Source organism: Bradyrhizobium sp. B025 (assembly GCF_042257955.1).
Classification (GTDB): Bacteria; Pseudomonadota; Alphaproteobacteria; order Rhizobiales; family Xanthobacteraceae; genus Bradyrhizobium; species Bradyrhizobium diazoefficiens.
In genome coordinates, this window is sequence record NZ_CP170150.1 from 5,544,552 (window position 1) to 5,563,736 (window position 19,185).

The following is a 19,185-nucleotide window of genomic DNA, read 5'->3' on the forward strand; positions in this document are numbered from 1 at the left end:
CTCTGCGGCTCGACGGATCCTCAAACACGCGATTGCGCATCGTAGCTCGACGCTTCGCGTGCCCCGGAATGACGGAAAGAGGAGTTTCCCATGCACATGCCCTCGATCACCGCCGACTGTCTCGCCGTCCTCGCCCTGGCCTGCGCCGCGCTCGCACTCTGGATGACCTCGCTGTGGCGGGGAAGCCATGGCACCTTCAACGGCGGCATCTTGCTCTCCGCCGGCTTCATGACCGGCTGCGCGCTGCCGCTCCTGCCCTGGGCGGAATTGGCCGCGGAGGCATCGGACCAAGTCGTTGCAGGCCTTCATCTTTTGGAGGTCGCCTACGTGATTTTGACACTGTAAAGATATTGCTTGACCCACGCGCGCCCCTGAAGTAGGAATCTTTCCATTGTAAAGATCGGCTCGACCGAGGCGGCCCATGACGATTTTCCTGATCCTCGCGCCCTACGGCGCCTACACCTTCCTGATGCTGGTGACGTCGGCCACGGTCAGCGTGTTCGCGGCGTCCGCGATCTGCCTCGCCACCGTCGCCATCGATGTGGCGCAGGGCCGATCGCCGAAGATCCTGGCTGTGGGCTCGGCGATCGTGTTCGCTGCCATCGGCCTCTACCTCGCGCTGCTCGACCCCGCGCTCGGCCCGCTCGGCATCAAGCTGTCGGTCGATGTCGGCATCTTCGTCATCTCGCTCGGCTCGATGCTGGTTCGCCGTCCCTTCACCCTGCAATATGCGATTGAATCGGTCCCGGCCGAGACCGCGGCGATGCCCGGCTTTCTCTATGCCAATTACGTCATCACCGGCGCTTGGACCGCGGCGGCGCTGCTGATGGCGGCCGCCAATCTCGTGCTGCTCTACGTCCCCGGCCTGCCGCTCTGGTCGAGCCTTGCGGTCGCCTTCGCCGCCCGCAACAGCGCGATCTACTTCACAAAATGGTATCCCGAGTATCGCCAGATCAAGTACGGTACGCCGGCCGCCGCGCTGCCCAACGCCCGCTGAACAGGATCGACGATGAAGGACGTATTCGCCCGCCTCGCCTCCGACTTCCTCTCCGCCATCGTCTTCCTTGTCGTCTACCTCATCACCGACAACGTCGTCCTGGCAACGTCGGTGGCGATTGCCGGTGCGATCGCGCAGGTGATCTACGCCCGCGTCAAGGGGCAGCAGCTCAACTACATGACCTATGCAAGCCTCGCGCTCGTCGTCGTGCTGGGCACGGTCACGCTACTGACCAATGATCCCCGCTTCATGCTGGCAAAGCCCTCGATCGCGCATTTCGCGATCGGCGCCATCATGCTCAAGCGCGGCTGGATGCTGCGCTACATGCCGCCGATCGTCGCTGAGACCGTTCCGGAATATGTCACCGCTGCGGGCTATGCCTGGGCGGCGCTGATGTTCGTGATCGGCGCCGGCATGATCGCGGTCGCCGCTACGGGCGATCTGAAGCTGTGGGCGTTCTACATCACGGTGGTCGCGGGCGGCGCCAAGATCCTCGCCTTTGCCGTGCAGTATGTCGTGCTCCGGCTCATCGTCACCAGCCGCCGGCGCGCCGCGGCCCGCGCCTAAATGCCTCCAATGCAGCGTTAGGCAGGCGCGCCGAGTTGGGTTATAGGCTCGCTCAGGACTGGCCGCGGATCGTCGCGGCCCGCCGGGATTTGTTCGGGAGACGGGAATGGCCGTAGACGGCAGCTGGAATCTGACCATGACGACGCCGATGGGCGAGCGCAACTCGACGCTCAGCCTGAAGGCCGCGGGCGGCACGCTCACGGGCGCGCAGATTGCGGAAGGTAACTCCGCCGAGATCTTCGACGGCACCGTCTCTGGCGACAACGTCTCCTGGAAAGTCTCGATCGACAAACCGATGCCGCTCACGCTCGAATTCAACGGCACCGTCTCCGGCGACAGCATCAGCGGCGAGATGGGCATCGGCCCGATGGGCAGCTTCCCGTTCACGGGCGCGCGGGCGTAAGGCCACGCAGCCATGCGCGTGCTCCGTTTCATCGCGGCGGCGATGCTGTGCGTCGTCACACAAGCAGCGCGCGCGGATGACACCGAACCGGCGTGGCGCGCAAGCGCGCTCGCCATGGTGCCGACGGGCTTTGTGGCCGGCACCGCCTATCGCACCGATGGCTCGACCGGTTACCTCGCCGTTTATCCGGCGACATCGAACGATCCGAAGACGCCCGCAAGCGTGTTCGCCGCACGCCAGGCGCTCGTGGTCACACTGACGCCGGATGCGACGCGCGCCGTCTCAGCCGAACTGAAGCCGCGCACCGGGCCGGACCCGGACAACGACGACACCGATTTCGCAAAACTGCACGCCGATCTCGCCGCCAAGCGTTCGTCGCTGCTCGACGGCACCGAGCCCTGCGATCTCGGCGCCTGGTCGATCGACAAGGACCCTGATGGCCTCAACGTGCGCGCCGAGCCGTCAGTGAAGGCGCGTGTGCTCGGCACGCTGCCGCCACCCTATCGGCTAAGACTGGGCGGCGCCGAGAACACGCCCGACGGCGGCTGGCTGACCGAATTCCGCATCATCGGATTCAAGGACGGCTGGTTTCTGATCGAAGGCGCCAAGCCGCCGGGCAAGGACTACGAGGACGACAAGAGATATCCGCGCAGCGCGCCAAAGCCCTATGCCGGGCGCGGCTGGGTAGCCTCCAACAAGGTCGGCGCCGCCTACGCCAACGGCGCCACACGCATGGGCGGCCTGTTTCAGGCCCCCTTCGTCGACGCCAAATGGATGCCCGCCCAGCGCGAGCTCGGCGGCGCGATCGATACCGACGGCGGCCCCAAGCGCCTGCTCGCTTGCAGCGGTCTCTGGGGCCTCGTCGAGAGCCACGACGGCGTCCGCGGCTGGTGGCGCGCGCTGTGCTCCAACCAGGTCACGAATTGCAGTTGAACTCTTCCCCCTCGCTCCGCTTGCGGGGCCGCGACGAGCTTCGCTCGCGCTGAGAGGGTTGGAGTGAGGGGGAGTCTCCGCGAGGACGGTGACAGTTGGACTCGTGGAGAGTCCCCCTCACCCGGACTTTGCGCGACGCGCAAAGTCCGACCTCTCCCCGCAAGCGGGGAGAGGTGAAGAGCTAGCCCAGATTCAACTCCTTGAAGAAGTCGTTCCCCTTGTCATCGATGATGATGAACGCCGGGAAATCCACGACTTCGATGCGCCAGATCGCTTCCATGCCGAGCTCGGGATATTCGAGCACCTCGACCTTCTTGATGCAGTGCTCGGCGAGGTTCGCCGCGGCGCCGCCGATCGAGCCGAGATAGAAGCCGCCATACTTCTTGCAGGCCTCGCGCACGGCCGGCGCGCGGTTGCCCTTGGCCACCATCACCATGGAGCCGCCCGCGGCCTGGAACTGGTCGACGAAGGAATCCATCCGGCCCGCGGTGGTCGGACCGAACGCACCGGAGGCGTAGCCCTCCGGCGTCTTGGCGGGGCCGGCGTAGTAGACCGGATGGTTCTTGAAATAGTCCGGCAGCGGCTCGCCCTTCTCCAGCCGCTCGCGCAGCTTGGCATGGGCCGAGTCGCGCGCCACGATCATGGTGCCGGTCATCGAGACCCGCGTCTTGATCGGGTACTTCGAGAACGTCGCCAGGATGTCCTTCATCGGCTGGTTGAGGTCGATCTTGACGACCTCGCCGCCGAGCGACTGCTCGACCTGCGGCAGGTATTGCGCCGGGTTGTGCTCGAGCTCCTCGAGATAGACGCCGTCCCTGGTGATCTTGCCGAGCACCTGGCGATCGGCCGAGCAGGACACGCCAAGCCCGATCGGGAGCGAGGCGCCATGGCGCGGCATGCGGATCACGCGCACGTCGTGGCAGAAATATTTGCCGCCGAACTGCGCGCCGACGCCGAGCGACTGCGTCATCTTGTGGATTTCCTTCTCCATCTCGACGTCGCGGAAGGCGTTGCCGTCGGGCGAGCCGTGGGTCGGCAGCGCGTCGAGATAGCGGGCGGAAGCGAGCTTCACCGTCTTCATGCAGAGCTCGGCCGAAGTGCCGCCGATCACGATGGCGAGGTGATAGGGCGGGCACGCCGCGGTGCCGAGCGTGAGGATCTTTTCCTTCAGGAACGCGAGCAGGCGGTCCTTGGTCAGGACGGAAGGCGTCGCCTGGAACAGGAAGCTCTTGTTGGCGGAGCCGCCGCCCTTCGCCATGAACATGAACTTGTAGGCGTCGTCGCCCTCGGCGTAGATCTCGCACTGCGCCGGCATGTTGTTGGCGGTGTTCTTCTCCTCGTACATCGAGAGCGGCGCGACCTGCGAGTAGCGCAGATTGCGGCGCAGGTACGCATCGCGCGCGCCTTCCGACAGCGCCGCCTCGTCGTCACCGTCGGTGATGACGTTGCAGCCCTTCTTGCCCATGATGATCGCGGTGCCGGTGTCCTGGCACATCGGCAGCACGCCGCCGGCCGCGATGTTGGCGTTCTTCAAGAAGTCGAGCGCGACGAACTTGTCGTTCGGGCTCGCCTCGCCGTCCTCCAGGATCGCGCGGAGCTGCTTCAAATGGCCGGGGCGCAGGTAATGGTTGATGTCGCCGAAAGCCGCCTCCGACAGCGCCCGCAGCGCCTCGCGCGACACCACCAGCATGTCCTTGCCCAGGACCTTCTCGACCCGGACGCCCTCGGACGAAATCTTCTTGTAGGGCGTCTCGTCCTTGCCCAGCGGGAACAGCGGGGTGTGCTTGTAGGGCGGAACGGGCTTTGCGGGGTCGGGGAAGGCGGTGGGAGCGTTCATGGAGCGAATCTCGGGGTTTTGGAGCCCTCGCGCGGGCCCCTGGCATAGAAGCGTTCTAAGCTTTTTTGCCGTAAAGGGAAGGCGTTCCGGCGCGATCGGGGCATCCCGATTCGACGTCATGACGGTCCTTTTTCGGTCACCGTCGGCCGGACGCAGGTGGCGATGATCGTGCCCGGCAGGCCTTGCGTCCACCCCTTGCGCTCGGCGCGCGACGAAGGTTGAATGCGCGCCCAAAGGGGCTTTTTATCATGATTTTCAAACTGAACGTCCGCGGCGCGATCCTGGTCGCCGCCGCCATCACCGGCCTTGTGACCCTCGCCTCGCCTGCCCGCGCGGACCAGTGCGATGACATCGCAAAGCAGCTTGCGAGCGGCATCGACAGGCTGAAGGTCAACTTCAAGGCCGCCAACATCATCTACCTCACCCACCCGGCGGCGAAGGAGCTCTCGCTCGGCTGCCGCGCGCAGGGGCAAAACTATTCCAACGAGCTCTATGCCAAGGGCGACCGCAAGCCGACGCCGCAGTTCTATGACCTCGTCGCGTCCGCGGCCGCGATCATCTTCACGGTGCCGAAGGACGACACCGCGAAAGGCGCGACGCGCTGCCTGAAGCGCATGGGCCTGCTCCGCGGCGACAAGGTGTCGATGCGCTTCAAGCGCCTCAACATGGATTGCTCGCGCACCAAGACGGAAGCCTCGATCGCGATCACGCGTCCGAAGGACGAGTAGGCCGGCGCGTCTGCCGCAGGCCTCGCGCTTTCCGCAGGCGCGACTCGCGTGTGTCGTAACGTCGCCCGCTGCATACTCCGTCATTGCGAGTCCCTCCGCGGAGACAGACTGGATTGCTTCGCTGCGCTCGCAATGACGGATGAGAGAGTTGGCGCCCGTTGAAATTGCACAATGACAGGCGCGAGGACGCCTCCCACCGCACCAGATCCCTCGCATTTTAACGATTGGCTTGAGGGAAATTTCGCTCCTCGCAGGACAGACTCAATTGTTTCCATGTGTGAGGATTTGTGGATGAGCGTTTCTACCGTTGCGCCGCCGCCGATCGCGATCGTGGTCCCGAGCTACGACACGACCAAGCAGCAGGACGATCAGGCCAAGACCAAGGACACCGACCCGACCTACAAGCCGCAGCCGCCCGTGCCGCTGCCGCCGGGTCAGGGCACGCGGATCGATCAGCTCGCCTGATCCGGCCTGCCGAAGTTGAAGCGCCCGATCCGGTCGATCGGGCTTTTCGCGTGTCCGGCCGCATCTTTGCCGGATAGCCGGGTCAATATGGCGCGGGATTGCCCCGGGACCTGCGCATGATCGCACGGCTCTTGTTGCAGAACACGGTCTTCGTCGTCGCGACGGGCGCGCTGCTGTTCGCGTCCGCCGGCACGCTGCAGTGGCCCGGCGCCTGGGTGATGCTGATCGCCTCCGCGCTACTCGGCCCGCTCTGCGGCTGGTGGCTCTACCGGCTTGATCCGGCGCTGCTCGCCGAGCGTCTCCGTCCGGTCATCCAGAAAGACCAGCCGCCCGCCGACAAGGCGTTCATCGCCGTGTTCGTGCTCGCGATACTGGCCTGGCTGGTCGCGATGGGCCTCGACCGGCGCCAGCTTGCCTCCGGCATGCCGCTCGCTTTGCAGGTCCTCGGCCTCGTGCTGTTCCTCGCCTCGACGCTGTTCACGATGTGGGTGTTCCGCGAAAACTCGTTCGCCGCGCCGGTGGTGAAGCTGCAAGCCGAACGCGCGCAGCACGTGATCTCGACGGGGCCCTACGCGCATGTGCGCCATCCCATGTACAGCGGCATGATCCTGTTCTTCGCCGGCGTCCCGCTGCTGCTGGGCTCGTGGTGGGGTCTTGCGATGGAGCCGCTCTTCCTCGCGCTGCTAGCAGTCCGAATCCGCATCGAGGAGCGCACGCTGCGCGAGGGCCTGCCGGGCTATGCCGACTATGCGATGCGGGTGCGCTACCGTCTGCTACCCGGCGTGTGGTGAGCGCGCATCTCTGTCCCGTGCAACTCCAGGGAAAAGCGCCTGCCCTCCTCCGATCGACTGACGTCGCCGCAACCGAAGCCCGCTAGAGGGAGCCCGCACCCACGTGAACGGGAGACGCGACGATGTTCTGCAAGCCCCCCTGCCCTGACGAGCATGACCTCGCTCCCGCCCCTGATGATTCAAACGATCGATCTGGTCCGGAGCGTTCACAGACGCTCGGGAGCCACGACGCGTTCGGGCGATTGATCGCGCCCGAAACGGCCGGTCCGGAACGGGGGCTGCCGCCAGCCTCCCTCCGGACCGGCTAACTATCGAGCTCCTTGTAGCGCCGGAAGATGCCCTGCTCGTTGAAGGCAATGCGACGCTCGCTCGCAAGGTAGGCCTTGATGTTCGGTCGCGCGGCGACGCGGTCGTGCAGGCCGACGAGGCCCGGTATGTCTGCCTCGAACGCCTTCATGCGCCTGGGGAAGGCATAGCGCAGCCCGGCGACGATCTGGAACAGCGAGAGGTCGACATAGGTCAGCCGGCGGCCGGTGACGTAAGTGCCGCCATTGCCGGCGAGCAGCTGTTCGAAATAGCCGAGATATTTCGGCACGCGCTCGCTCCAGAACTCGGCCGTGCGCTTCTTCGCCGCAGGCCGCGCATCCTCGTAATAGAGCGAGGGCCCAAGTGGATGATGGGTGTCGTGAACCTCCAGCACGAGATCGGCGATGGTGAGCTGGAGCTGGTGCACCCAGAGTTTGCCTGCATCCGTCTGCGGCGCAAGGGCGTGGCGGGCGCCGAGATAGAGCAGGATGTTGGCGGTCTGGCCGATGACGAGCTTGCCGGCCTTGAGGAATGGCGGCGCGAAGGGCGGCGTGCCCTCATGCGCGTCCATCATCTTCATCATCGCAGCTGTTCCGCGCGGGCCGCGCGCAACGTCGACGTAGGCCGCACCCGCCTCCTCCAGCGCCAGCCGCACATATTCGCCGCGGCCCTGAATCTCGGGCCAGTAGTAAAGCTCGTACTTCATGGAAACAGTCCGTGATTGCGTTGCGGCAAGTGTAGCACGCAACCACGAACTCGATGACGGTGGACGGTGTTCCGCGCCTCAATTCGCCGCGAAGCAATACAGCAGCCCGTCGCCACCCGTGCTCTTCAAATCGGCCTGCGAGCAGCCGCCATCGGGACCGCGCGAGGGGTGCGAGCTGTTCCACGATTTCGACGGCTCGTCGTCACGCAGGCCCCGCCGGTCGGCATGGCCGACCACCGCAGTACCTTGCGTGCTGGACGACCAGTTCTTGCAGGTCTTGTCGTCGCCGGCGGCAAATGCGGTGCCGTCGGGTTGCGTCCCCGTGAGAATGTCGTGGCGGTTCGGCGTATCGCCGACTCCGTTGGAGACCTCACCCTTCTCGCTGAGCGCCGTCTGCTTGGTCAGGTTGTTGGCGGGGCCATGAAGCTCGGCAACATCCTTGGCGATGACCGCGCCCTTCGCATTCTGCCACGGCCCCTTGCCGATGCGGTCGCGCGCGTTGACGGCCGGCTTGCCGTCGGCGGCCTGGGTCGAGAGATAGGCGCGCCAGGTTTTGGCGCCGGCGCCGACGGCCTGAGCGAGCTTCTGGCAGTGCGCATCGGCCCCTTCCAGGCCGCCGAGATCGGCACCCTTGCCCGGCCCGCTCGAGGTCACGAAGAAGGTCATATCGGCTGACTGCGCCAGCACCGATGGACTTGCGAAGACCGCGAGCGCAGCGCCTGCTGGTACGATGACTCTGGCAATAAAGTTCATCCTATCCTCCCGTTTGGTCCTGCGATTGCTCTTGGCTGGCCCGTCTTTGACCCTCTGACACGAACCCGTCACGACGGACATTATTCCGGCCGCCCACCGCGCGTCACCTCGAGCGGAGGCGCGGGACCGGCCGCCCCCGAAGGCCGTGTCGATTAATTGCTTCCCGCGACCGTAGCGCCGGGTGAGCATGCCCAGCACGGGCCGATCCTCAAGCGATCGCCCAGGGGAGGACGCGGGAGTCCGTTGCGGGGCCGTTCAGGGCGGCATCCGCGAGCACATCGGGGCTGCCGCCGGGCGCGGCGCGAGGGGAGATCGTCATGCACTGGAACACCGTCCGCCCAATCGCGGCAATTGCCGGCTATGCCGCGCTTTGCTGCCTTGCCATCGGTCCGGGCTGCGCCTCGGCCGCGGAATTGCTCAAAGCCCGGCTCGCGCAAAACCTCGGACCGATCTCCGGCCTTGCAATCGTCGCCAAATCGAAGGGGATTTTCGAAAAGAACGGACTGGACATCACGGTCTCGAACTTCACGTCCGGCAAGCAGTGCCTGGACACCGTGATCGGGGGCGGCGCCGACATCGCGACGACGGCGGAGGCGCCGGTCACCGCTTCGGCGATGGCAAACCAGCCCATCGCCTTCATCGCCGGCATGGAATATTCCGACCTCAAGACGGTCGTTGCGGCCAAGGCCGGCGTCAAGACCAAGGCAGAGCTTCGCGGCAAGCGAATCGGATTCACGGCCGGCACCGGCAGCGAGGTCTACACGGCGACGTTGCTGAAGTCGGCGGGATTGACTGCCAAGGATGTCACCCTCGTCAACCTGCGGCCGCAGGAAATGCTGCCGGCACTTGCAGCCGGAAGCATCGACGCGATCGACACTTGGGAACCCCACATCGCCAACGCGAAGAAGGCCCTGGGCGAAGCCGTCGCTGAGCTCGATACAACGGGCACCTACTCCGAGACGTTCAACATCGTCGTCATGAAAACCTATCTGGATGCCAACCCTGCGGTGGTCGAGAAGTTCATCGCCGCACTGATCGATGCCGAGGTCTGGGTGAAGGCACATCAGGACGAAGCGATCACGGTGGTGGCGGACGCGGTCGGCATGAAGCGTGACGACCTCGCTCCCATCTGGGCCGACTATGTCTACCGGGTGCGTCTCGACGATCGGCTGATCGAGATCCTCAAGACTCACTCCGCATGGCGCCTCGAGAGCGGCAACCATCCTCCGGGAGCGGCGATGCCCGACTTCAGCAAGGTCGTCGTCGCCGAGCCACTGAAGAAGGTCGACCCCGCACGCGTCACCCTCTCGTGGAAATAGACACCCGCACAGCCATGCAGGACGGCACTTCAGCACGACAGGAAATTGCTCTCCGCACCGACGGTCACGGTCGGCGGCCGAATTCAGCCCGTCTTCGCCGTCTCAACATTCTGGTCGGGGCGCTTTCGCTTCCCTTGTTCGTCGGTCTCTGGGAACTGGTCTCCCGTTCCGGGGCCGTCAACATGGTGCTGTTTCCGCCGCCGACGGTGGTTGCTGCGGCGGTCCTCGAGTGGATACGAAGCGGACAGTTCCTTGGCGATCTGCTGGCCAGCCTCTTTCGCGTCACCACGGGGTTCATCGTGGGCGGCGCGCTCGGCATCCTGCTCGGCATCCTCACCGGCCAATTCCCTGTCATCTCGAGCTTGCTCTCCCCGCTATTCCATATCCTGCGGCCAATTCCGCCGATTGCCTTCGTGCCGATCGTCATCCTCTGGTTCGGCCTGTCGGAAGCGGGAAAACTGTTCCTCGTCGTATGGGGCGTGTTCTTCACGGTTTGGCTTTCGACCCACATCGGCGTGCAAAAGGTCGACCGCGGCCTCATTCGGGCGGCGTTGATGCTCGGCACGCCACGGCGGCAGATGCTTCAGGAGATCGTCCTGCTGGGCGCGCTTCCCTACATCGTGGTCGGATTGCGCACCGCCGTCAGCATCTCCTTCTACACGCTTGTCGCGGCCGAACTTGCCGGCGCTTTCGCCGGCATTGTCTACAGGATCGAGATTGCGCAGCAGAATTTGCAAACGGGCCAGGTCATGGGCGGGCTCGCAGCGCTCGGGTTGATTTCGTTCATTGCCGACCGTCTGTTTTCGGCGCTTGCAGAACGTATCGTCTGGTGGCGCTGATGTCGGGACCTCGATCGATCATAAAACTGGCTCTGGCAAGTTCGCCGGCCTCCGTCGAATCGGCGCGGAAACAACCGGCCATTCAAGTCTCAAGCCTGAGCATCGTATTTGACACCAATCGCGGGCAGACCATCGCGGTGGATCGCGTTTCCTTTGACGTGGCGCCTGGCGAGTTCGTTTGCATCGTCGGGCCCTCCGGCTGCGGCAAGTCGACGGTGCTCAATACGATCGCCGGACTGGAAGTGCCGTTTGAAGGCGACATCCTGGTCGAGGGCTCGCGTGTCTACAGCCCGCGCCCCGATGTCGGCATGGTGTTCCAGCAGCCGCATCTTTTCCCCTGGAAGTCTGTCCGCAAGAACATCGCCCACGGCCCCAGGATGCTTGGGAAGTCCACGACGGAAGCGAACGCCATCGCCGACGATCTGATCGCGATGATCGGTCTCAAGCGTTTCGCCGACGCCTATCCGAACACGCTGTCCGGCGGCATGCAACAGCGCGTGGCGATCGCGCGAGCGTTGGCCAATCAGCCCCGCCTGTTGCTGATGGACGAGCCCTTCGGAGCCCTCGACGCCCAGACCCGGGCGGTGATGCAAGACAATCTGCTGGAGCTGCGCGACCGGATCAAGGCGACGATCGTGTTCGTCACCCATGACATCGATGAAGCCATCGTGCTGGCCGACCGCGTTCTCATCATGAGCGCGGGACCCGGCCGCATCCTGCGCGAAGTCGCGGTCAAGCTGCCGCGCCCGCGGTCGAGTGCCGTCATGGTCGAGCCAACCTATCTTTCCCTCAAGAAGGATTGTCTCGACGTCATCCGCGCAGAAGGGCTGCGGGCGTTCAATCAGTCGGACGCGAGCTGATCGCCCAGAACTCGGAAATCGAGCAGCAGCCGGCAGCGCGCTGGCATGGTTCTTGAATAATCGATGCCGGGTCTCACAGTGGAGCCGGCGATGCACAGGGCGAATAGCGCGATAGCGGCAGGCGTGATGCTGGCCGAGTCGGACAATCTCGTCAGGCCGCTGCCCGGCTTGCTGGACGGTCTCAGCCGGGCCGATTGCAATCGGCTGCGTGCGATCGGACGCGAGAAGGCCCTGGAAGCCGGCCAACTCGTTTGGTCTCAGGGCGACACACAGGCCGGGATCTACCTGATCAGCGAGGGACGCATCCGCAGCTACTATGCGGCGCCGTCGGGGCGCGAGGTCACGCTCGCCTACTGGTTTCCCGGCAACTTCGTCGGCGGCCCCGATATATTCGGAACGGGCCCGCACATGTGGACATCGGTTGCGGCCGAACGCAGCCGGTTGACGTTCATGCCCGGACCGGCGCTGCGGCGGCTTGCGCTCGAATCGCCGACGATCGCCGTCGCCTTGCTGGATGCCCTGGCATTCAAGGCGCGATGCTATTCGGCGATGGCCCAGATGCTCGGGACGCGCTCGGTGACCGAGCGGCTGCACAGCCTGTTGATCTTCCTGTCGCACGTCTACGGCGTGAAGCGCGGCGGCGAGATCGTCGTCGGGATGCCGTTTACCCACGGCGATCTCGCCAATCTCATCGGCTCCACCCGCCAATGGGTAACAGTACAACTCGCGCGGCTCCAGGAGGAAGGCGTGATCAGGTACGACAGATCCGTGATTTCGATCCTGGATCTTTCGACGCTCGGGCAAGGGATGGAATAATATCCGCCCTTCAGCCGCCAGACTTCAATTCGAAAGCCGCTCGGCCTGCACTGGCCTCGAACCGCCGCGCCAGTCCGATCAGCGCGCGATCATGCCAGGCCGGCGCCAGCAGGGTCACGCCCATGGGCATGCCGTTCGGCAATGTCGCGTTCGGAACCGCCACGCCGCAGAGATCGAGCAGATTGGCGAAGTACGAGTAGTAGCCGAGGCGATTGTTGAGCGTGATCGGATCGCGATCCATCTCCTCCAGCGTGAACGGCCGCGGTGCGGTCGGGACCACCAGCGCATCGATACCCGCAAAGATCGCCTCGGCGTCGCGGCGAAGTCGGTGCAACCGGTGAATGGCACCAAACGTGTCGATCGCTGAATAGCCGGCGGCTGAGCCCAGCACGGTCCTCGTGATGTCAAGCAGGAAGCCGGAATCGATGTCCATCAGCGAAGCGATGGCCGAGTGCCGCTCCGCGACCCAGGGCCCGCTGAACATCAACTCCCCGGCCTGGCGGAACGGGGCGAAGTCCACCTCGATCGCCGTTCCTCCGATCTGCGTGAAACGCTCGCAGGCGCGCTCATAGAGCTCGCCGCATTCCGGCATGCCGAAGCATTCGAGATCGGCGGACGCGATGCGGCCGAACCGGAACGATGGCACCGTCCCTGTGGCGAAAGAAAAGGCCCTGGGCACGCGGCTGTAGGGATCTTCGAAATCGAACCCCTCGATAATTTCGATGATCGCCTCGCCGTCGCTGACGGTATTGCAGAACACCGAGACGCAATCGATCGTCGGGCAATTCGGCACCAGCCCGCGTGATGACACCAGCCCAACGGTCGGCTTGATTCCGACGATGTTGTTGAAGCCGGCAGGTATGCGGCCGGATCCGCCGGTATCGGTGCCGAGCGCGAACGCGACGTGCCCGGCCGCCACGGCGACCGCGGACCCGGAACTGGAGCCGCCCGAAACATAGCGCGCGTCGGCAACCGACGCGCAGGGGCCATAGGGCGAACGCGCGCCGGACAGGCCTGTGGCGAACTGGTCGAGATTGGTCTTTCCGAGACAAATTGCGCCGGCCGCGGTGAGGCGTTCGACGCTGTGCGCGGAATGCCAGGGCGTGTAGCTGAACGCCGGGCATGCGGCGGTGGTCGGCATTCCCTCGACGTCGATATTGTCCTTCACACCGAAGGGAATGCCGAGCAGCGGAAGATTTTCGCCCGTCCGCGCGCGCGCCACCAGCTTGCGGCATTCTTCCAGCGCCTCCTCCCGCGGGCGGAGATAGATCCAGCAATTGCGCTCGCGCTCGGCCTCGATCCGGTCGTACGCCGTTTCGATCGCCTCCAGCGCCGATGACGAATTCCTGGCGATGGTTTCGTGATTTGTCCTGGAGCGCGCGACAGACTGACTCACCGAATATCTCCTTCGCTGACCGGCAGGCGCGAAATTGCGGGAGCAGCGCGCGGGCAACAAGCAATTAAGTGCTTCGCCCAAATGGTCGGCCGGATCGGGGATAAATGCGGCTCAAAGAAAAAGGCGCCGTGCCGAAGCACGACGCCCTGATTGTTCAATTCGCTCGCGATCAGTTGGTCTGCTGGATCGCCGACAATTCCCAGGTGCCGCCCGGGCGTCGGGCGAAGGTCCAGACTTCGGTGACCTCACCCGGCTGCTCGCTGCCGGCAACCACAGCGCCCGTGTTGCGGTCAAGCGTCTTGTCGGTGAGCGCGAAGCGCAGCGCCACCGTGGCGTAGTCGGTCTCGCCCTCGCGCCAGGCTTCCGCGAGGTCGCCCTGCAACAGCTTCACGTTCGTGACCTTGTTGACGACGTTGCGCGCGCGGTTCTGGCCGAGGTCCTGCTCGAAATAGGAGACCATTTCCGGCGTCGCGAGCGTGTGCAGCTTGGCCACGTCCTCGTTCGACCATGCGGTCTGGACATCGCCGAGCAGGCGCTCGAACGCCTCATAGTCGACCGGCTTGATCTCGAGCGGCGCGTTGTTGGCGCCGAAACCGAAGCCGCCGAGACCGCCACCGAGGCCGCTGCGATAGCTCGTCTGCGGTCCCGGACCGCTACCTGCATCAGCGTTGGCATAGGCCGCCTGCGGCGTGTGGCGGCGCTGCCACCACGACATCGCCAGCCGCACCACGAACACCACGAGCACGATCTGGATGATCAGGCCCAGGATCGACGACAGGCCGCCGAGGCCGCCGAACAGGCCGCCGCCGAACAGCATGCCCAGGAGGCCTGCACCGAGGAAGCCGGCCGCAAGGCCGCCCAGGAAACCGCCGCCGCGGCCGAACAGGCCGCCGCGCGCGGGCGCGGTCGCGGCCGAATTCATGCCTGCGCCCGGCTGGGTGTAGGTGCGGTTGAACTGCGAGGTCGAGCCCGGCGCGGTCGTGGTTGACGGCGGCGCCGAATAGGTCCGCGAGCCGCGCGAACCCGACGACATGCCGCCACCGACGCGCGCGTCGGCGGACGAGATCGCCAGCGCTGTCGGCAGCGCAAGCGCCAGCACGACGGCGATCGTCTTGAAGAGACTGCGGGAGCGTTGCGAGAAATTCATGTTCGTTTCCCAAATCCCCGGCATGGGGACGTGCCCCTAAGATGGTCAGCCGGAGCGAAAAGTGAAGCCGGTTTCGGAACTTGTAGCTGCGGCCCTCAGTCGCGGGGATGTGGCAAAAGCCCATATTTGGCGGGGGTTTGGCCGGGCCGCGCGCGAAGGGCCATGGTCGCCCGTTACCGGCGGCCTTTAGGGCTAAAATTCCGCTTTTTCCTCGTCATTGAGCCCTTGGGACAAGGCAATCCAGTCTGGTTCCGCGGAGACAGTCTGGATTGCTTCGCCACGTTCGCAATGACGGTGTTGGGACAATTGCGCGCGGTCTCCTCGATGTCGTCCTGGCGAACGCCAGGACCCATTACCCCAAGAGGCGGTTTGGCGAAGACTGGTCGTTCGGGATTGGCAGCGCGCGCAATCGATGGATCACGCGGTATAAGCCCTGGCGTTCGCCAGGACGACGGCAGAGATTGCCGCGCGGTGTGTGCATCCCACGCGCAGCGCTCACCCCTGCTTCGTCATCGTCTCCTTCACCGCCGCCACGAGCTGGCTGAGCGTGAATGGCTTTGGCAGGAAGTCGAACTGCTGGCCCTCGGGCAAGCTCTTCTCGAACGCGTCCTCGGCGTAGCCGGAGACGAAGATGAACTTGATATCAGGGTTCTTCTCGCGCATCGCCTTCAGCAGCGTCGGGCCGTCCATCTCCGGCATCACCACGTCGGAGACGACGAGATCGATCGCACCGCTCTGCTCCTCCAGCATCTCCATGGCCTCGACGCCGTTCTCGGCCTCGACCACGGTGTAGCCGCGCGAGCGCAGGCCGCGTGCGTTGAGGGCGCGCAGGCCTTCTTCATCCTCGACGAGAAGGATCGTGCCTTGTCCGGTCAGATCGGTGCGCGGCTTTGCTTCGGCCGTGGCGGGCACGGCTTCCTTCGCGGCGCCATTGGCCGTGCTGACCACTGCCGCGGGCTGCTCGACCTGCACCTCCGGCTCGGCATGGTGGCGCGGCAGGAAGATGTGGAACGAGGTACCCTGCCCCGGCTCGGAGTCGACATAGATGAAGCCGCCGGTCTGCTTGACGATGCCGTAGACGGTGGAGAGGCCGAGGCCGGTGCCCTTGCCGACTTCCTTGGTCGAGAAGAACGGCTCGAAGATCTTGTCGCGGATGTCGGCGGGGATGCCGGTGCCCGTGTCGGCGACCTCGATCCGCACATAGTCCGCCGCCGGCATGCCCTTGTAGGCGAGCTTGCCCGCATCCTCGGTGGCGACGTTGGCGGTGCGGATGATCAGCTTGCCGCCGTCGGGCATGGCGTCGCGGGCGTTCACCGCGAGATTGACGATCACCTGCTCGAACTGGGAGACGTCGACCTTCACCGGCCAGAGGTCGCGGCCGTGGATCAGATCGAGCTTGACCTTCTCGCCGATCAGCCGGCGCAGCAGCATGGTGAGGTCGGAAAGCGCATCGCCGAGATCCAGCACCTGCGGGCGCAGCGTCTGCCGCCGCGAGAACGCGAGCAACTGCCGCACCAGCGTCGCGGCGCGCGTCGCGTTCTGCTTGATCTGCATGATGTCCTGGAACGACGGATCGGTCGGCTTGTGCGCGTTCAGCAGGAAGTCGTTCGCCATCATAATGGCGGACAGCACGTTGTTGAAGTCGTGGGCGATGCCGCCGGCGAGCTGGCCGACCGTCTCCATCTTCTGCGACTGGTTGATCTGGTTCTCCAGCGCGCGCCGCTCGGTGGTCTCGAGCATGTGCACGATGGCGGCTTCAGCGTCGTTCTCGGCAGCGTCGACCGGCGTGACGAAGAACTGGCCCCAGCGCTCCTTGGTTCCTTCCAGCGCCACCTCGACCGGCGCGATGTCGGCCTTGCCTTCCGCGGCCTGGTTGATGGCCGTGATCACAAGGTGGCGGTCACGTGAATTGATGGCGCGGAAGATCGACTTGCTGGCGCTGTCGAGGCCGAGTCCCTGCGCGAGCTTGGCGTAGCGCGCGTTCGCGCGCACGACGTTGCCGCCGCGGTCGACGGTGGCGATCGCCATCGGCGTGTGGTCGAAGAAGCGCATGAAACGCACTTCGGCGGCGCGGTCCGGATCGCTGCGCTCGTCGCGGGCGCGGCTGATCACGAGCGTGCGCGACGGCCCCGGCGCGCCGTCGGCGCCGAAGGCGAGCTTGTGATAGAGCCGCACCGGCATGGTCTTGCCGGTGCGCATGCGCAGGTCGATGTCGAAGACCTCGGTCTTCACCTCGCCCGGCACGGCCACGATGGAGCTGAGCAGCGAAGCGCCGTCGCCGGAGACGATGTCGGCGAGCTTCAGCCCGCCCGAGCCGATCTCGGCGAGGTCGTAATCGAGCCAGTTCGCCAGCGTCGCGTTGACGTAAGCGAGCTCGCCGGCCGGATTGACCGAGAAGAAGCCGCAAGGCGCGTGATCGAGATATTCGATCGCATGCTGGAGCTCCTGGAACACGTCCTCCTGGCGCTCGCGGTCGCGGGTGATGTCGGCGATCGACCACACCGCGTATTTCGCCTCGCGCTTTCCGGTGCCGAGCGGGCGCACCCGCATGCGCAGCCAGCGGCCCTGGCTGCCGTCATGGCCGGAGATGCGCACCTCTTCCTGCTGCCGCTTGCCCTCTCGGGCGGCCTTCAGCAGACGGAACACGGCTTCGGAGACGTCGGGATTGCCGATGAAGACGCGCTCGACGGGGCGCACGTCCTGCGGGCCCGTGGCGCCGGTCAGGGTCAGATAGGCCGCGTTGGAATAGACCACATGGCCGCGCGGATCGGTCACGGCCAGCCCGTCGAAGCCATGATCGGCGATACGACCCACGACTGGATCGTCGAGACTGCGGTCGGCGAAGCGGATGATGCCGGCAGCGAAGGCGAACAGGTTGAACAGGCCGACCATCGCCAGCACGGCGAGGATACCGAGGATATAGGGCTGCGCCTGCGCGCGGCCGAGCGTCATCAGCCCGACGGCGACCGCGACCAGGCCGGCGGCCACCAGCAGCACCAGCGCAATGCTGCCCGAGCGCGGCGAAGGCTCGTGCGCCGCAACGGGCTCGCGTGTGAGGTCGTGGTCGGTCTCAGCAGTCATCTCGAGCTGGCGCAGCCTGTCGGCAGAGAATCAACGCGCTGCGGCGCGCGTGGGGTCCTCCCTGCCTGAATCGGACCCGCAGGCGCAAGGGCAGCAAGGGCGAAAGGTACGCTGATTCCCAGATTACGGCCATTTCCGGTACTTTTCGGGTATTTTATCCCCGCCCGGCGCCGAATCCGCGCTTCAGCCGCATGACGTAGCCGATGACCTCGGCGACCGCATGGTAGTGCTCGGTCGGGATTTCCTGGTCGATCTCGACGGTGGCGTAGAGCGCACGGGCCAGCGGCACGTTCTCGACGATGGGGATGTCGTGCTCGCGCGCGATCTCCCTGATCTTGAAGGCGAGATTGTCGACGCCCTTGGCGACGCAGATCGGTGCCTGCATGCCGCGCTCGTAGGACAGCGCCACCGAATAGTGGGTCGGGTTGGTGATGATCACGGAGGCCTTGGGAACCGCCGCCATCATGCGCTTCTTGGCGCGCTGCTGCCGCAGCTGCCTGATCTTGCCCTTGATGTGCGGGTCGCCTTCGGACTGCTTGAACTCTTCCTTGATCTCCTGGAGCGACATCTTCTGCCGCTGGAACCAGCTTCGGTACTGGAAGAAGTAGTCGCCTATGGCGATGATCGCGAGCGCCGCGACCACCGCGCCGAGCAGGTGAATGGTCAAGCTGGTGGTGGCGCCGAGCATGGCGGCCGGATCGAGCCTGACCATCGCCTCCATGCGATGCCGCTCCGGCCACAGGATCGTGCCCATGACCACGCCGAGCACGATCAGCTTGCCGAGGCCTTTCAGGAAGTTCGCGGCCGCCTGCTTGCCGAAGATGCGCTTGAAACCGGCCGCGGGCGAGAGCTTGCTGAATTTGGGCTTGAGGGATTCGGCCGACCAGACCAGGCGGTGCTGGAGCATGTTGCCGGCGACGGCCGCCAGCACCAGCATCAGCAGGGGCACGCCGATCGCCGCAAGCACCGCGAATTCGATCTGCTGCAGCAGCGCAAGCAGGGCCCGGCCGTCGGTCTTGATCATCCAGGAATTGGCGAGCAGGTTGCGCATCGGCGTCACCAGCCCGCTGCCCACCGAGCCCGAGAAGGTCGAGACCACGAGCGTGCCGCCAGCGATCATGAACCAGGTGTTGATCTCCTGGCTCTTGGCGACGTCGCCGCGTTCGAGCGCCTCGTCGAGGCGTTTTTGCGTCGGGTCTTCTGTTTGGCTCTCTGGATCGTTGTCTTCCGCCATCGATCAC

Annotated in this window: 19 protein-coding genes; 12 read left to right on the forward strand and 7 right to left on the reverse strand. The window is 65.3% G+C overall.

The window, feature by feature from the left end:
* Positions 1–90 precede the first annotated feature (90 nt).
* The 5 genes from ACE10W_RS26035 to ACE10W_RS26055 all read left to right on the forward strand — a co-directional run bounded on the left by ACE10W_RS26035 (position 91) and on the right by ACE10W_RS26055 (position 2,900).
* Positions 91–345, forward strand: a complete 255-nt coding sequence (locus tag ACE10W_RS26035) for a hypothetical protein (RefSeq protein ID WP_304547659.1) — start codon at positions 91–93, stop codon at positions 343–345.
* Positions 346–421: 76 nt separating this feature from the next.
* Complete coding sequence (locus tag ACE10W_RS26040; protein WP_304547660.1) at positions 422–997, forward strand: hypothetical protein; 576 nt, start codon at positions 422–424, stop codon at positions 995–997.
* Positions 998–1,009: 12 nt separating this feature from the next.
* Positions 1,010–1,564, forward strand: a complete 555-nt coding sequence (locus ACE10W_RS26045; RefSeq protein ID WP_011088537.1) for an inner membrane-spanning protein YciB — start codon at positions 1,010–1,012, stop codon at positions 1,562–1,564.
* A gap of 106 nt (positions 1,565–1,670) precedes the next feature.
* On the forward strand, positions 1,671–1,967 hold the full coding sequence (locus tag ACE10W_RS26050; RefSeq protein WP_304547661.1) for a hypothetical protein: 297 nt from the start codon (positions 1,671–1,673) through the stop codon (positions 1,965–1,967).
* Positions 1,968–1,979: 12 nt separating this feature from the next.
* On the forward strand, positions 1,980–2,900 hold the full coding sequence (locus tag ACE10W_RS26055) for an SH3 domain-containing protein (protein WP_304547662.1): 921 nt from the start codon (positions 1,980–1,982) through the stop codon (positions 2,898–2,900).
* Between the two features lie 181 nt (positions 2,901–3,081).
* On the opposite strand, the gene ACE10W_RS26060 is transcribed toward ACE10W_RS26055, so the two are convergent.
* Positions 3,082–4,737: a fumarate hydratase gene (locus ACE10W_RS26060; protein ID WP_304547663.1), complete on the reverse strand. Its 1,656-nt coding sequence runs from the start codon at positions 4,735–4,737 to the stop codon at positions 3,082–3,084.
* A 248-nt stretch (positions 4,738–4,985) separates the two neighbouring features.
* Here ACE10W_RS26060 and ACE10W_RS26065 point away from each other — a divergent pair, with 248 nt between their 5' ends.
* From ACE10W_RS26065 to ACE10W_RS26075, 3 genes are all read left to right on the forward strand, one after another.
* Complete coding sequence (locus ACE10W_RS26065) at positions 4,986–5,465, forward strand: hypothetical protein (RefSeq protein ID WP_011088541.1); 480 nt, start codon at positions 4,986–4,988, stop codon at positions 5,463–5,465.
* Between the two features lie 291 nt (positions 5,466–5,756).
* The gene (locus ACE10W_RS26070; RefSeq protein ID WP_165448166.1) at positions 5,757–5,930 is read left to right on the forward strand and encodes a hypothetical protein; all 174 of its coding nucleotides are present in this window, start codon (positions 5,757–5,759) and stop codon (positions 5,928–5,930) included.
* Positions 5,931–6,046: 116 nt separating this feature from the next.
* Positions 6,047–6,721: an isoprenylcysteine carboxylmethyltransferase family protein gene (locus ACE10W_RS26075; RefSeq protein ID WP_011088543.1), complete on the forward strand. Its 675-nt coding sequence runs from the start codon at positions 6,047–6,049 to the stop codon at positions 6,719–6,721.
* 304 nt (positions 6,722–7,025) lie between these two features.
* On the opposite strand, the gene ACE10W_RS26080 is transcribed toward ACE10W_RS26075, so the two are convergent.
* Together ACE10W_RS26080 and ACE10W_RS26085 are read right to left on the reverse strand one after the other, a co-directional pair.
* The gene (locus tag ACE10W_RS26080; protein WP_028173307.1) at positions 7,026–7,733 is read right to left on the reverse strand and encodes a glutathione S-transferase; all 708 of its coding nucleotides are present in this window, start codon (positions 7,731–7,733) and stop codon (positions 7,026–7,028) included.
* 78 nt (positions 7,734–7,811) lie between these two features.
* Positions 7,812–8,486, reverse strand: a complete 675-nt coding sequence (locus ACE10W_RS26085; protein ID WP_028173306.1) for a hypothetical protein — start codon at positions 8,484–8,486, stop codon at positions 7,812–7,814.
* A 317-nt stretch (positions 8,487–8,803) separates the two neighbouring features.
* On the opposite strand from ACE10W_RS26085, the gene ACE10W_RS26090 reads away from it, so the two are divergent.
* The 4 genes from ACE10W_RS26090 (at position 8,804) to ACE10W_RS26105 (ending at position 12,320) form a co-directional block, all read left to right on the forward strand.
* Positions 8,804–9,805 (forward strand): NrtA/SsuA/CpmA family ABC transporter substrate-binding protein, encoded by a 1,002-nt coding sequence (locus ACE10W_RS26090; RefSeq protein WP_304547666.1) that lies wholly within the window; start codon positions 8,804–8,806, stop codon positions 9,803–9,805.
* Positions 9,806–9,939: 134 nt separating this feature from the next.
* On the forward strand, positions 9,940–10,644 hold the full coding sequence (locus tag ACE10W_RS26095) for an ABC transporter permease (RefSeq protein WP_304547668.1): 705 nt from the start codon (positions 9,940–9,942) through the stop codon (positions 10,642–10,644).
* A gap of 20 nt (positions 10,645–10,664) precedes the next feature.
* Positions 10,665–11,504, forward strand: coding sequence for an ABC transporter ATP-binding protein (locus ACE10W_RS26100; protein ID WP_375762776.1), 840 nt, complete (start codon positions 10,665–10,667; stop codon positions 11,502–11,504).
* A 90-nt stretch (positions 11,505–11,594) separates the two neighbouring features.
* Complete coding sequence (locus ACE10W_RS26105; RefSeq protein ID WP_028173302.1) at positions 11,595–12,320, forward strand: Crp/Fnr family transcriptional regulator; 726 nt, start codon at positions 11,595–11,597, stop codon at positions 12,318–12,320.
* A 10-nt stretch (positions 12,321–12,330) separates the two neighbouring features.
* Here the strand turns inward: ACE10W_RS26105 and atzF are convergent, their stop codons facing one another.
* The 4 genes from atzF to flhB form a co-directional block, all read right to left on the reverse strand.
* Complete coding sequence (atzF, locus tag ACE10W_RS26110) at positions 12,331–13,716, reverse strand: allophanate hydrolase (protein WP_304547670.1); 1,386 nt, start codon at positions 13,714–13,716, stop codon at positions 12,331–12,333.
* Positions 13,717–13,885: 169 nt separating this feature from the next.
* Positions 13,886–14,887, reverse strand: a complete 1,002-nt coding sequence (locus tag ACE10W_RS26115; protein WP_011088551.1) for a Tim44 domain-containing protein — start codon at positions 14,885–14,887, stop codon at positions 13,886–13,888.
* A 471-nt stretch (positions 14,888–15,358) separates the two neighbouring features.
* Positions 15,359–17,944, reverse strand: coding sequence for a cell cycle histidine kinase CckA (gene cckA, locus ACE10W_RS26120; protein WP_028173300.1), 2,586 nt, complete (start codon positions 17,942–17,944; stop codon positions 15,359–15,361).
* Positions 17,945–18,098: 154 nt separating this feature from the next.
* Entirely contained in the window at positions 18,099–19,178 is a 1,080-nt protein-coding gene (gene flhB / locus ACE10W_RS26125; RefSeq protein ID WP_028173299.1) for a flagellar biosynthesis protein FlhB, read from the reverse strand.
* Positions 19,179–19,185: the final 7 nt, after the last annotated feature.

What these genes read in the sequence shown, in the direction of transcription:
- ACE10W_RS26035 (WP_304547659.1), top strand. Translation starts at nt 91, where the DNA reads ATGCACATGCCCTCGATCACCGCCGACTGTCTCGCCGTCCTCGCCCTG.
- ACE10W_RS26040 (WP_304547660.1), top strand. Translation starts at nt 422, where the DNA reads ATGACGATTTTCCTGATCCTCGCGCCCTACGGCGCCTACACCTTCCTG.
- ACE10W_RS26045 (WP_011088537.1), top strand. Translation starts at nt 1,010, where the DNA reads ATGAAGGACGTATTCGCCCGCCTCGCCTCCGACTTCCTCTCCGCCATC.
- ACE10W_RS26050 (WP_304547661.1), top strand. Translation starts at nt 1,671, where the DNA reads ATGGCCGTAGACGGCAGCTGGAATCTGACCATGACGACGCCGATGGGC.
- ACE10W_RS26055 (WP_304547662.1), top strand. Translation starts at nt 1,980, where the DNA reads ATGCGCGTGCTCCGTTTCATCGCGGCGGCGATGCTGTGCGTCGTCACA.
- ACE10W_RS26060 (WP_304547663.1), bottom strand. Translation starts at nt 4,737, where the DNA reads ATGAACGCTCCCACCGCCTTCCCCGACCCCGCAAAGCCCGTTCCGCCC.
- ACE10W_RS26065 (WP_011088541.1), top strand. Translation starts at nt 4,986, where the DNA reads ATGATTTTCAAACTGAACGTCCGCGGCGCGATCCTGGTCGCCGCCGCC.
- ACE10W_RS26070 (WP_165448166.1), top strand. Translation starts at nt 5,757, where the DNA reads ATGAGCGTTTCTACCGTTGCGCCGCCGCCGATCGCGATCGTGGTCCCG.
- ACE10W_RS26075 (WP_011088543.1), top strand. Translation starts at nt 6,047, where the DNA reads ATGATCGCACGGCTCTTGTTGCAGAACACGGTCTTCGTCGTCGCGACG.
- ACE10W_RS26080 (WP_028173307.1), bottom strand. Translation starts at nt 7,733, where the DNA reads ATGAAGTACGAGCTTTACTACTGGCCCGAGATTCAGGGCCGCGGCGAA.
- ACE10W_RS26085 (WP_028173306.1), bottom strand. Translation starts at nt 8,486, where the DNA reads ATGAACTTTATTGCCAGAGTCATCGTACCAGCAGGCGCTGCGCTCGCG.
- ACE10W_RS26090 (WP_304547666.1), top strand. Translation starts at nt 8,804, where the DNA reads ATGCACTGGAACACCGTCCGCCCAATCGCGGCAATTGCCGGCTATGCC.
- ACE10W_RS26105 (WP_028173302.1), top strand. Translation starts at nt 11,595, where the DNA reads ATGCACAGGGCGAATAGCGCGATAGCGGCAGGCGTGATGCTGGCCGAG.
- ACE10W_RS26115 (WP_011088551.1), bottom strand. Translation starts at nt 14,887, where the DNA reads ATGCCGGGGATTTGGGAAACGAACATGAATTTCTCGCAACGCTCCCGC.
- cckA (WP_028173300.1), bottom strand. Translation starts at nt 17,944, where the DNA reads ATGACTGCTGAGACCGACCACGACCTCACACGCGAGCCCGTTGCGGCG.
- flhB (WP_028173299.1), bottom strand. Translation starts at nt 19,178, where the DNA reads ATGGCGGAAGACAACGATCCAGAGAGCCAAACAGAAGACCCGACGCAA.